Here is a 13,723-nt window from a genome sequence, read left to right on the forward strand (position 1 = left end):
CTAGTGTTCCACGTGGAACAATTTTATCTTTTCTTCTTCCTTCTTCCTCATTAACTCCTGCTCTTCATTCGTCTTGTCTCCAAAGCCCATAAGATGCAACACGCCATGACTCATTACCCTTAAGAGTTCTTCTTCTAAACTTACCTTGTACGCTTTGGCATTCTCTGTGACCCTTTCCGTTGAAATAAAAATATCTCCTGAAAGTGCCCTGCCGTCCGAATAATCAAACGTAATTATATCAGTATAGGTGTCGTGATTCAAATACTCCTGATTGATGTTTAGTAGGTAATCATCCGTACAAAAAACATAGTCCAATTGCTTCTCTGTAAAGCCCTCCGATTCTATAATTCTAGTAACCCAATCGGAATATTGGGTTTTATCATTTAAAACAAAGTCTGACTCAAAATGGAAATCAATCATTCTTAAAATAAACCTTTACCTTCTTTTCGTAATTTTGCCGCAAAGGTAGTGCTTGTCTATTTAATATTTCAATGTCGTTCTGGTATTCCTTAAGCAACTCTGGCTTTGTAGTAATAGGGTTAGTGAAATTATTAAGATTGGTGTTGCTTTCTCTTTCCCTTTTCTTGCCTTGTTTTAAAGTTGCATTCTTAAGCTTTAATAATTCATGTTGAATCGTATTCACTTTATTCCTTGTCCGTTGTGTAATTCCGTTCTCCAATAAATCATTCTCAAAATCCTCCATTTGCTGGATAAGTTTTTTGGCCAGATTCCTGTCAGCGTTGTTTATTAAATCATTCAACTGCTTTTCCAGCTGTTGGCGAATATATTGTTGCTCCTTGTAGATTTCATAAATTTCTTCCAATCCCATTTCCCCCTCACCACTTTGGCCTCCATTACCCTTTTCATTTCCTTGTTGTCCGTTACCGCCTTGGCCACCCTCTCCTTCTCCCTTTTTGCCCTGAGTACCTTCCTGACCTTTATCCCCAGAACCTTGCTTTTCGTCTTCTCCCTTTTGACCTTCTCCTTCTTTTCCTTCCTGTCCTGATTTACCTTTGCTCTGCTTACCAGAACTCCCCATCTTCTCTTGAACATCCTGCTGTCCCTTAATGATATCGGGTAGCTGAAAATCACCGCCTCCCTGACCGCTGCCTTGCCCAGGTTTCATATTCTGTTGCATATTGTCAAGAATATTCGCCAAGAAATCAGCCAATGCATTTGTCGCATTAATGACATATTGTTGATATGATGCCCCCTGAAAAACTTGGTTTTCGGCGATACTCTCCAGGGACTTATCAATGTTATAATATACCTCCGTTATTTGTTCATTAACAAACTCAGATAGCTCCGCTCTTCGAAGTGATAATGCAAATAGGCTGTCATCCACATGCTCAAACAATCTTCTTAGTTCCTTTTGGTCTCTTACCGTTCTAGAAAATTGAGAAACGTCAACGTCTGAACTTTCTACGTTCTCAAATAGTTTCTCCTGCTTGAAAGAAAAGGTCACCAAATTATCTAAAATTTGTCTCAACATTTCAGCATCTTCCGTAATAGAAGAACCTCCACCGCCCATAGAGCTTTGTTGTAATGATTTACTCATCTCTTTCATCTTTTGAGCAGCAGATTTCTGCTTTTGGCCAGCCTTGCTCTTAGCTGCTTTACTTTTTTCTTCTTCAGATTTTTCTTGTTCTTCCTTACTCTTATTTAGTTCGTCCAACGCCTTTTTCTGATCTTCCTGAACGTTTTCTTTGTCTTTATCCTTAACATTTATGCCCATTGGCTTTTTCAAGTTCTCATTATCCTTTTTAAGTTCCTCCAACTCCTTGGCCAATTCTTTAAAATCTTCGTTCAATTTTTGTTGTTTCTTTTCTGCCTCAGAAATTGCACTATCCTCCTCCGAAAGCTTTTCTTGTTTCTCTGATAACTCATCAAGCTCTTTAGATAACTGTGCCATTTTCTCCGTTACATAATAGCGCTTGGTAAGCTCCAAAATCTGCTCCAAGTTGCGGGCACTTGAACTCTGTTTCTTTCCAAGCTCTTCTAACTTCTTCTTTAACTCTTCCTTATCTATTTTATCCGCTAGCTTGTTCAACTCATCCAGTAGCTTCTCATTTTTTCTTGCTTCCAACTCCTGTCGTTCCAATCTTTCCTGTAGCATCTTCTTTCTTTCATCTGAACTGTCCTCCTTGTTCAAGCTTTCTTTTAGCTGTTTACTGAACTTCTCCATCAACTGTTCCTGCTGTTCTTGCTTTTGTAAAAAATCCCGTATCTCATTCTTGTCATCAAAGTTTAAGGTCTTTTCCTCCTTTTGCTTATCATTGATTTTTGAAAGTGTCTCCTGCTGTTCTTTATATTTTTCCAGAGACTTATCCATCTTGTTCAAAACAGTATTCTGAAATTCTAACTCTTTGTTTTTCAATTGATTAGTATCAAAAAGTGATGTGCTAAATGTCTTACTTTTGGTAACTTTTCCCTTTCTAAGTCCGTCATTATCAACAATTTCAAAGTACAATTTGTAGTTCTTGCCTTTTTCCAAAGTAAAACCAGACGGAAACGTATAATAAAACTGATGCACATTGCTATTTGGAGATTCTAAAAGCACTCTTTGTGTATCTTGATTATTGTCTAATGGATAGCAAACCGCGCGTATCTTGCTTACTTTATAATCATCAGCGGCTTGGCCAGTATAAAAAGATTGGTTAGGATTAACGGAGTCCAACACCTGGCTCACCTCAACCGAAGGATATGCATCCTTTACAACTTCCAATTGATATCCGAGTTTTTCAAAGTTCTTTACATTGACATTTGACGTACTCAGCTCATATGAAAAATCATTATACACACCATCCGTATAGGTAAAGACATTTTTTTCTTTGCTAAAAGCAACTGTAGTATCCCTTACAGAAATATTGATTTCCTCAACATGCTTTCCTTCAATATTCCATGTTACCTGAGTGCCTTCTGGAATGATGGCGTTTCCTGTTCCTGTAACAAGCTCTGCTATTCGTTGTGTGTACTTTGGAAAGTTCAGCCGCATTTTAAAATCCAACAAAGCCGGTGTTTTAAAACTTCGTATGGCATAGCTTTTAGAACTCCAACCATTCGCCATCAAATAAAAATTGCTTTCGCTAACAGGTGCTTCAAAAGTGTGCGTGTAGATGCCATTTTGATTCTTGAGCAATAGTTCATCGCCATTAACCACCATAAAAACGTTCTCTGGTTTTACTTCCCCGTTAGTGGTAACCTGAATGGTTAAGGGTTCGTTATCCAAAACCTCTAACTTCTCATTTAAAACCAGAAAGGTAAAGGGTGCCGGTTGCTCAAAAGCCATATCATAGTTGACAACTCTTTTGTACGAATTAAAAAATGATACAATGTTTCCAGACAACCATATAAAGCCTAAAATAAGAATAGGAATCACCACATACTTTCCATATTTAAAGCTCTCCTTAAAATCAATTGCTTTAGCAAAAGATACCTTGCTCAATCCTTCGCTCCGCTGTTCAATGCTGGCCAATAAAAGTTCCGATGCTGATTGGTTCTCAGCCAACTCCAGCAAATTATATAGCTTATCGTCTATCTGTGAAAAATGTTTTCCTATTAGCAGTGAGGCCTCTTTGTTGGAAATTCCTTTTCTTATCCTGAATAGAAAAAACAAGGGAACCGCTATAAACTTATAGATCAAGAACAACTCGGCTAGTAAAAAGACCCAAAACAACACAAGGCGCCAATCTTGATTTAACCAAAGTATATATTCCAAAGACATTACGCCTAACAAAAAGAGGAGTCCAATTGCTAAAAATAGCAAGCTTCCCTTGATCAATTGCTTGGTATAATACTTCTTAGTAAACTCGTTGAGCTTGCCGAGTATCTTCTGATAACTATTCAAAATCCGTCATATTTACTACCAAGATACCCGATAGCAAGGAATAGTCCTGAAAACTTTTTGTTAAAACACATTCCCTCAACAGTTTTCTAGTGCTGCACCAAGTAGTATCTTTGCGGCTCAATTTAGTATAGCATGAGTCAAAAAGTACGGGTTCGTTTTGCTCCCAGCCCAACTGGGCCTTTACATATAGGTGGTGTACGTACCGCTTTATTCAATTATTTGTTTGCCAAAAAACATGGTGGTGATTTTGTGCTTCGTATAGAGGATACCGATCAAAACCGATATGTAGAAGGTGCCGAAGAATACATTGGGGAAGCTCTGAACTGGTGTGGTATTCCTTTTGACGAAGGACCTGGGGCAGCAAGGAATTTTGGGCCATACAGACAAAGTGAGCGTAAACATTTGTACAAGGCATATGCTATGGAACTCATTGAAAAAGGACATGCCTATTATGCTTTTGACACCTCGGAGCGATTGGACTTCCACCGCAAAGACCATGAGGAAAAGGGGAAGACTTTTATCTATAATTGGCACAACCGATTAAAGCTTTCCAATTCGCTTTCATTAACGGCTGAAGAGACCCAGAAGAAACTGGATGCCGGGGAAGATTATGTCATTCGTTTTAAGTCACCGCAAGATCAAGAACTGCTGTTGCAAGATATCATTCGTGGTGAAATTAAAATAGACACCAACATTCTTGATGATAAAGTCCTTTTTAAAAGTGATGGTATGCCAACTTATCATTTGGCAAATATTGTGGATGACCATTTAATGGAAATTACGCATGTAATTCGTGGAGAGGAGTGGCTCCCTTCTTTGGCGCTTCATCAATTATTATATAATGCCTTTGGATGGAAGGCTCCAGAATTTGCACATCTACCGCTAATTATGAAGCCCGTTGGCAAGGGGAAACTGAGTAAGCGAGATGGTGAAAAAGGAGGATTCCCTGTTTTTCCTTTATCATGGAACGAATCCCAGGGGTACCGTGAAGCGGGGTATTTTCCAGAAGCTGTAGTCAACTTCTTGGCCCTTTTGGGGTGGAATCCCGGAACGGAACAAGAGCTGTTTAGTTTAGAAGAATTGATTGAAGCTTTTAGCCTGGAACGTGTAAACAAATCTGGTGCGCGTTTTGATCCTGAAAAAACGAAGTGGTACAACCACCAATACCTTCAAAAGAAAAGCGACAAAGAACTTGCGGCTTTGTTTGCACCAATTATCGCTGTCAAGTCGAGCGCAGTCGAGACCTCTTACGACACTGCCTATATCGAAAAAGCAGTCACTTTAATAAAAGAACGTGCTGACTATGTCGCTGATTTTTGGGAGTTGGGCAATTACTTTTTTGAGGCTCCTACTTCGTATAACGAAAAAGCGGTAAAAAAACAATGGAAGGAAGATACGCCGCAATTGATGCAAAAAGTAGCTGAGATATTGGATGCTATCGAAGACTTTAGCTCAGCATCTATTGAAACCCATGTAAAAGCATGGATTACGGATAGTGAACTTTCCTTTGGAAAAGTGATGGGCCCCTTACGGTTGATTATTGTTGGGGAACTAAAAGGCCCTCATATTTTTGATATTCTTGCACTTATTGGAAAAAAGGAAAGTGTTGGAAGGATTAAAACGGCATTGGAGGTTTTGGGGTGATGGTTTTGTCTATAATTTCGTTGAAACGACTTTTTGAATAAATTGATTCAATTTCGCACCCAATTGTTTAGTCCAAATATCAACTAGGGTTATTTCTTTATTTTTATGTGATAGTACTAATCTAAGTCCGGAATTAAATTTATCGTAATTCCTTATTTTAGTTTTAATTCCGCGGATTGAATTGAAAGAAAAATTCCGGCTATCAATTTTCAAAATGTTTTTCCGAAAGTAGTCTTGTGGAACAATAGTTATATTTTGGTTTTCAACATCAATAATTATATTGTTGTTAGCTACAATTTTTTGAATCCGTTTGTAAAGGGTCACAATAAACCAAATTATTGCTATTGCTATTAGAAACGAACTTGTTGATGTTGGCAATTGTTTGTTTGCAATTACAATGATTATAATTATTGGAACAAAAATGACAATGAATAAATTTCCAATCAAATTCATTTTATCAAATCCTTTGCTCACAAGAGTAATAACTCCATCTTCTTGATTAATCTTTGGGTCACTATATTCATTCCGATTTTCGGAAAAATATTTTATAAAAGTATCTGTTTCTAGTTTCATTTAAACTGTTGCCAATAATTGCATGTAATTAATAATCATATACCAATATAAATTACAAGTTAAGAAAATTCCTATTTCATTAGGCTAGCTTCTTATTTTGACTCCCCTGCGATAAATCACGACCCTCAATTGACAGATGTGTAACAAAACTTGATTATTGGCTACCTATATCTTACAGAGTTTTGTACTTTAACTTCTTAACTTAAAATCTATACGCTATGGGCAACTTTCTTCTTATTCCTTTAATATTTGTGGGGCTTATCATCCTCTTTTCTTCCTTCTTTATAGTTAAACAACAAACAGCGGTTATTGTTGAACGCTTTGGTCGTTTTCAAAGCATTCGTCAATCTGGTTTGCAAATGAAAATTCCATTAGTGGATAGAATTGTAACCCGTGTTGGTTTAAAAATTCAGCAACTGGATGTGATCGTAGAAACCAAAACTTTAGATGATGTTTTTGTAAAACTTAAGGTTTCGGTGCAATATGTAGTGATCAAATCTAAAGTTTATGAGGCTTTTTATAAATTGGAATATCCTCATGATCAAATTACTTCCTATGTTTTTGATGTGGTCCGTGCCGAGGTTCCAAAAATGAAATTGGATGATGTCTTTGTAAAAAAAGACGATATCGCCATCGCTGTAAAATCAGAATTACAAGAAGCCATGTTGGAATATGGGTATGATATTATTAAAACCTTGGTAACCGACATTGATCCTGATGCGCAGGTAAAAGAAGCCATGAACCGTATTAATGCTTCTGAACGAGAAAAGATTGCCGCTCAATTTGAAGGTGACGCCGCTAGAATCTTAATTGTGGAAAAAGCAAAAGCTGAAGCGGAAAGCAAAAGACTACAAGGACAGGGTATTGCAGATCAGCGTCGCGAAATTGCCAGAGGTCTGGAAGAATCTGTTGAGGTTTTGAACAAAGTTGGCATCAACTCACAAGAGGCATCTGCCCTCATTGTAGTGACCCAACATTATGACACTTTACAATCTATTGGGGAGGAAACCAACACCAATTTAATTCTTCTGCCAAATTCTCCACAAGCAGGTAGTGATATGCTCAACAATATGGTTGCCTCATTTACGGCAAGTAATATGATCGGGGAATCTATGAAGCAAACCCATGTGAAGAAAAAAGAGTAACCCTATCTAAAACTATCAAATTAAAAAGGGAGCGCAATTGCTCCCTTTTTTGTTTTTATAACATCAAATTTCTGTCTCAAGACTTGAACTATCAAAATTTACACGAATCCTTTTTTTAAAGACCCTCATCCAACTTTTGAAAAAAAGCAAGGAATCTAATCTACTCTTTTTGAAAACGCCCTGAAAACGCCTTAAAACAAATGCATTTTAATAAATAAACCAAATGGTATTGTTGGTTTTGAATAGATAAACCTTATGTTAAGATTTTTGCTCTAATTTGGCCCAAGTATCTCTTAAAGTAACCGTTCTGTTGAAAACCAAATTTTCATTTGTTGAATCCGTGTCTACATTAAAATATCCCAAACGCTGAAACTGAAATCTATCTCCAACTTTTGCATTTTTCATACTTGGTTCTAAATATCCAGTAATTTTTTCCAAAGAATCAGGGTTTACAAAATCCATAAAATCCTTGTCCTTATGTCCATCTGGATTTTCATCACTGAACAAGCGATCATACAACCGAACTTCTGCTTTAATGGCATGTGGAACGGAAACCCAATGCAAGGTTCCTTTTACTTTTCGTAAACTTTCTTCCGTGCCGCTGCCACTTTTACTCTTTGGGTCATAAGTGCACTGAACTTCTGTTATGTTTCCCTCAACATCTTTGGTGCAGCTTTCCGCTTTTATAATGTATCCGTTTTTAAGACGAACCTCACCACCAAGCTTTAATCTAAAAAACTTGCGGTTGGCTTCCTCTCTAAAATCTTCCTGTTCTATGTACAACTCTCTAGAAAATGGAACTTTTCGACTGCCCGCAGATTCATCCCCTGGATTGTTTTCTGCTTCTAGCCATTCTTCCTTGCCTTCCTCGTAATTGGTGATGACCACCTTTAGTGGATTAAGTACGGCCATTACTCTTGGAGCAATTTTGTTCAGGTGTTCTCTAACATGAAATTCCAACAAAGAAACATCCACTACATTTTCTCTTTTGGCAATACCGATAGTTTCTGCAAAATTTCTGATAGATTCCGGAGTGTACCCTCTTCGTCGCAGACCAGAGATGGTTGGCATGCGCGGATCGTCCCAGCTGTCAACTACACCATTTTCCACCAATTGTAACAGTTTACGTTTACTTACTACAGTATGACTCAGATTTCTTCTGGCAAACTCACGTTGTTTAGGGCGCAATTTATTAGAATCTACCAATTGGTCTAAAAACCAATTATATAGCTCTCTGTGCGGCAAAAATTCCAGTGTACATAGAGAATGCGAGACTTGTTCTATATAATCGCTTTCACCATGGGTCCAATCATACATAGGATAAATACACCAATCGGTATTTGTTCTGTGGTGTGGTTTGTGCAATACCCTGTACATGATAGGGTCGCGCATCAACATATTTGAAGAAGTCATGTCAATTTTAGCGCGTAGCACATGCTTTCCTTCTTCAAAATCCCCATTTTTCATCCCTTCAAAAAGAGATAGGTTCTCTTCTACGGAACGATTCCTGTATGGGCTTTCCTTTCCTACTTCTGTAGGGGTTCCTTTTTGCTCAGCCATTTCCTCAGAACTCTGGCTGTCAACATACGCTTTGCCTTGTTTGATCAACTCAACGGCCCAATCATAGAGCTGTTGAAAATAATCGGACGCGTAACGCTCAGTATCCCATTCATATCCCAGCCAAGTAACATCTTTTTTAATGGCGTCCACATACTCTTTCTCCTCCTTTGCCGGGTTGGTATCATCAAAGCGCAGGTTCACGGGCGCATTGTATCTAAGTCCTAATCCAAAATTTAGACAAATAGAGCTTGCATGGCCTATATGGAGGTATCCATTTGGTTCTGGCGGAAAGCGAAAACGCAAGTCTTGCTGGCCATATCCATTTGCCAAATCTTCCTCAACAATATGCTCAATAAAATTCAACGATTTAACTTCTTCCTCCATTCTAAAAATTTGAAGCGCAAATGTAGTAAAATCCAGCGTTTGTAGCCATTAATCATGTCTTGGTGTATACAAAGAAAGCCATTTTCACAACAGTTTTACCATACCCTACAACAATATCTTTCCATTCGACCAAATTAAAAGCATATTTGTTATTAGAATATTATATGAAATAGTGGGCGTTTATGGCGCCTAGCAGAACTAAACAAAATTAAGGGGCACAATTTATAGGGCATTATTGCCCATAACCTCTTAAAACTAACGCTGATGAAGAAAACTAGTTCGTATAATAGCATTTTTGTGATTGCATTCGCAATTATGCTGCTTGGCACCCACTTCTTAGGGGCCCAAGTACTAGATAAACCAACAACGATTTGGACAGCTGCATGTGCTTCGGATAGTTTTAACGAATACGATGTAAGCTTTAGATGGAGTCCTCCTTTGGTAGACTCAAGCAATGAATTTATCCTTGAACTATCAGATCGAAACGGAAACTTTGGAAGCCCTATAGAACTTTCCAGGGTTGGGGACAAAAACATGGAGTTCAATTTTGATTTTACTTTTGCGGTCCCCACAGATGTAAGTGGTGAGAACTACAAACTGCGTGTTCGTAGTACAAGCCCCGCAAAAACGAGTCCTGCAACAGATGCATATCCAATGCACTATGTTGAATTCAATTCCCCTTTGCTTATTAGTGAAAACGGAAGTGGGTCCATTCCTTCTGGAGGTTTAATACAATCTTGCGGGGGAGGATCTGTTACCCTTTCGCCACACAATATTCCAAACGCCAATAATTACAGATACAATTGGTATAGAAGTAGTACGCTACTATCAGAAAAGACTGAAAACCTCACAGTTTCCACTCCAGGAATGTATTATGTGGAGTTAGATTACGGATCTGTATGTTCGGGTTCTGCCAACACCCTTTCCAATACAATTACACTTTCTACTGGAAGCAGTGTTGGAATTGCTATAAATGGGTCAGATGATATTGGACTATGTCCGGGAGATGTTCATGCTCTTCAAGCAAATATAACCGGTATGGGCCTTACCTATACATGGTATAAAGATGGAGCAGTAGTTTCTGGACCTACTTTAGAGGGAGACACATATAATATAAATACATCAATAACTGGTTATGAGGGAAATTATGAGGTTGAGGTTGAAGGAGCAGCTGCCTGTTTAGAACGTTCGCCAGCTGTAACCATAAGAAATCTTGGTGATTTTAATGTGACAAGACAAAATGATGGAGACATTGTTTTATTGCCCGCACAAACCAAAACACTTTCTGTAACTACAACCGCAACAACACCATCATATCAATGGTATAAAGATGGAGCACCTATTTCAAGTGCCACCAATAGTTCATTGGACATTAACCAAGTAGGTGTATACTTTGCAAGAGTGACTGAAAATGGAGGTGGATGTTCTGCTTTTCCGTTAGATTCTGAAAGCACAACCGTAGTTTCTCCAGACTCTTTTGAGTTTGTAATTGACTATGTTGGTTCATACATCTCATGTCAAAGTAGCGATGCAACACTTAGCCTTTCTACTATCAACGCTGTTAGTAGTTCAGGTTCAAAAACAGATGTTACGTCAGATATACAATCATCTTTTACTTATCAATGGGCCCATGACGGAAGCGATGTTGGTGGTGAAACTTCCAAAACGATCACAGTTTCAGGTTTTGAAGAAAATGGAGCTTATACATTAAGTGGTGTTTTAGGAGTCTTTAATGCTACTTCCAATGGTTTGGATGTGATTTTGCCTACTAATCAAATCTTAGAAATTACTGCGAATGGAACTGTTCTATGTGATGGTGCTGACCCGATTGTTCTTAACAGCTCTGAAGGCTTAGGTGATGAGACTTTTGAATGGTTAAGGGATGGAACTATTATAGATACCACTTCAGAAGAAATTACAGCAACAGAAGTTGGTGTTTATCAATTAATAATAAGAACCCATGATTGTCCAGTGGTTTCCAATGAATTAACCATAAGGGCTTTTGATGAATCACTACTTGCACTTGATAAAGAACAAGACCTAGTAATTATTGAAGGTGAAACAGAAACCTTAACCGCTAGCGGCGCTGAATCTTACCAATGGTTTGATACTGGCAACTCGCTTTTGGGTACTCTGGATTTTTTCAATTTTGAGCAAGAAGGTGAGTATCTATTAGTAGCAAGTTTTGGTAACTGTACTACTAGTAGGGTTATTACGGTGACCTATAGAGATACTTTTTCCATTCCTAATGTTATTACAGCAAACGGAGATGGTATAAATGATTTGTGGGTATTGCCAAACACATACTCAAGAAACGACGATGTTGTTGTTACCATATTTGATGAAAGAGGGAGACAGGTATTTAGCCAATCCAATTATGAAAATAATTGGCCACAATCCACTACTTCGTTCAATAAAGCCAATATGATTTTTTACTATAAAGTCACCCGAGAGGGACAAAGTCTAAAACAAGGAACTATAACTGTTATCAGATAAAAGCAGAATGCACACGAACAAACCCCAACTAATACTAATCTTCATCCTAATGCTTGCTTTTTCTGGATTACGCGCCCAGGAAGAGAGTCCGTTTGTGGCTTATGATGTTCCTTCCCAAAACTTGTTGAAGTTCAATAGGTTCTTGATAAACCCTACGTTTTCAACGGTACGGGAAGACAAGTCATATGTCAATCTATTTCATAGAAACCAATCGGTATCTTTTGATGATAACAATCAAGTTTATTTTCTAAGTTATAGCGGTAGAATAGGAGATCGCAGTGGTGTTGGTTTAAGCCTTTTTACAAATCGTGAAGGGCTGTTCAATAATTTTGGAGTGCATGCCAATTACGCTTATGGAATTAAGTTAAGCCAAAAAAGTAATTTCACTTTTGGGGCTAATTTCTCATACTATCAAAGTGCTTTTAATCAAGATCGAGCCAATGCTTTAGATAATGATCCTTTTTTAAATAGTCTGGAAAGTAGTTCTTTAATTACTTTTCAGCCAGGTTTCAATATCTCTTATGGCAATTTTGACTTTGGTGCTTTTGCCGAAAATCTTTTCGATTATAATCTAAAAAGCAGCGAATCCATAACTGAGTTCAATGAGAAAACTTACTCTGGACACTTACAATATACCCATCAGTTTAAAAATGCTTCGGGTATTCTAGAACAAGGTAGGCTAATGCCTTTGGCGCGTGTTCGTAAAACAGGCGAGCAAAATCTTGTCCTGGGCGGGAATCTTATTATGGATCTGCCCAAATTAGGATGGGTTCAGGCAGGGTATGATGACTTTTACGGTGCTTCAGCCGGATTAGGTTTTAACTTAAATAAAAACCTTTCCTTAGGATACACCATTGAAAAGGGGCTCTCCAACAATTTTGAAAATTTTGGCGTGAGCCATGAGATTTCCCTTGCTTATTCCATTACTCCAAACTTGACCGAAGACCGGGTAATGCTTGAGAAAGAAAATGAAGATTTGGTAGATGCTGAAACAGTTCCTGAAGAAGATTTAACACTTTCTGAAAAAGACCTTAAAATTGCTGACCTAGAATCAAAATTGGCAGAAAACGACGCTATTTTGGATGAGCTTTTGCTGCGTCAAGACTCCATTGAAACTGCTAGAGAGCGTGATTTAGAGAGAAGGTTTGAAACTGTAATGAAAATGGTGCGGCGAGAAACAAAAGGCCAAAAACCAGAACTGGAAGAAAAAGCCAAGGAAGTATATTTTGCTAATATGGACAGTGTTGACATATTATCAAAACATAAAACACGACCCATAACAAATCAAGGGCTGTCCAATACGACGGCGACCAAAAAAGTCATCAACCTTAAAGATTCCAAAAACTCACGGATAGCAGAAAAGACATCAGTAAAAAGAGATCGAACAAATCGCTCTTCCAAGAAAACCATTGGGCGCTTTAGGTCTTTCAACATTCCAAATGTAGAAAGTGGTCATTATTTAATTGCCAATGTGTTTAAGGACACAAGAAATGTAGATGCTTTTATTGAAAAACTTGAATCCCAAGGTATAGATGCCAGTTACTTTGAAAATCCTAAAAATGGACTCAACTATGTATACCTAAAAGGGTATCGAGATAAAAAAGAAGCTGTTGAGGCTTATCATACCAAATTCAATGGCGCATACCAAGGTGATGCTTGGGTAATGAATGTTGAAGGAGTAGATTCTTACAACAGTTTTGTTGCTGTCGAAAAAAATAACAAGTCAAAATATGGAGATGATGCATTGCATAAGAACATTACCAATTCCAAGAAACAGGGTAATGCTTCACAAGTCTCTTATAAAACATATAAAATTAATGGCCTAGGTTCAGGCTTTTACATTATTGCAAATGTTTTTGAAAAACCTTCAAATGCAAAACGATTTGTAAAAGAGCTGAATGCCAAAGGATTAAATGCGAGCTATTTTATAAATCCAGAAAACAATTATAGGTACGTGTACCTTAAAAAACATGAAACCTGGAACAATGCTCTCACCTCATACTATTCCAAACTAAATGCCTCGTATGATGACAAAATGTGGATCATGCGGGTAAAACCAAACTCCAATAGTTAA

At 37.8% G+C, this 13,723-nt stretch carries 8 protein-coding genes; 4 read left to right on the plus strand and 4 right to left on the minus strand.

Annotated features, from left to right (window positions below; all coding sequences use genetic code 11):
- Entirely contained in the window at nt 1–420 is a 420-nt protein-coding gene (gene ybeY, locus SJY44_RS02910) for an rRNA maturation RNase YbeY (RefSeq protein WP_396591208.1), read from the minus strand.
- The gene (locus tag SJY44_RS02915) at nt 413–3,847 is read right to left on the minus strand and encodes a hypothetical protein (protein WP_396591209.1); all 3,435 of its coding nucleotides are present in this window, start codon (nt 3,845–3,847) and stop codon (nt 413–415) included. The genes ybeY and SJY44_RS02915 overlap by 8 nt, the downstream gene beginning before the upstream one ends.
- A gap of 132 nt (nt 3,848–3,979) precedes the next feature.
- Here SJY44_RS02915 and gltX point away from each other — a divergent pair, with 132 nt between their 5' ends.
- Complete coding sequence (gene gltX, locus SJY44_RS02920; protein ID WP_396591210.1) at nt 3,980–5,491, plus strand: glutamate--tRNA ligase; 1,512 nt, start codon at nt 3,980–3,982, stop codon at nt 5,489–5,491.
- Nucleotides 5,492–5,500: 9 nt separating this feature from the next.
- Here the strand turns inward: gltX and SJY44_RS02925 are convergent, their stop codons facing one another.
- Nucleotides 5,501–6,064, minus strand: a complete 564-nt coding sequence (locus tag SJY44_RS02925) for a hypothetical protein (RefSeq protein ID WP_396591211.1) — start codon at nt 6,062–6,064, stop codon at nt 5,501–5,503.
- Between the two features lie 218 nt (nt 6,065–6,282).
- On the opposite strand from SJY44_RS02925, the gene SJY44_RS02930 reads away from it, so the two are divergent.
- Entirely contained in the window at nt 6,283–7,209 is a 927-nt protein-coding gene (locus SJY44_RS02930) for an SPFH domain-containing protein (protein WP_298923466.1), read from the plus strand.
- A 258-nt stretch (nt 7,210–7,467) separates the two neighbouring features.
- On the opposite strand, the gene SJY44_RS02935 is transcribed toward SJY44_RS02930, so the two are convergent.
- Nucleotides 7,468–9,153 carry a glutamine--tRNA ligase/YqeY domain fusion protein gene (locus SJY44_RS02935; protein WP_396591212.1) on the minus strand — a complete coding sequence of 562 codons (1,686 nt, stop codon included), beginning with the start codon at nt 9,151–9,153 and terminating at the stop codon, nt 7,468–7,470.
- A gap of 264 nt (nt 9,154–9,417) precedes the next feature.
- Between SJY44_RS02935 and SJY44_RS02940 the strand changes: the two genes are divergently transcribed.
- Together SJY44_RS02940 and SJY44_RS02945 are read left to right on the plus strand one after the other, a co-directional pair.
- Nucleotides 9,418–11,649 (plus strand): gliding motility-associated C-terminal domain-containing protein, encoded by a 2,232-nt coding sequence (locus SJY44_RS02940; protein ID WP_396591213.1) that lies wholly within the window; start codon nt 9,418–9,420, stop codon nt 11,647–11,649.
- A 7-nt stretch (nt 11,650–11,656) separates the two neighbouring features.
- Nucleotides 11,657–13,723 (plus strand): PorP/SprF family type IX secretion system membrane protein, encoded by a 2,067-nt coding sequence (locus SJY44_RS02945; RefSeq protein WP_396591214.1) that lies wholly within the window; start codon nt 11,657–11,659, stop codon nt 13,721–13,723.

This window comes from Allomuricauda sp. R78024 (assembly GCF_044596045.1).
Taxonomy (GTDB): Bacteria; Bacteroidota; Bacteroidia; order Flavobacteriales; family Flavobacteriaceae; genus Flagellimonas.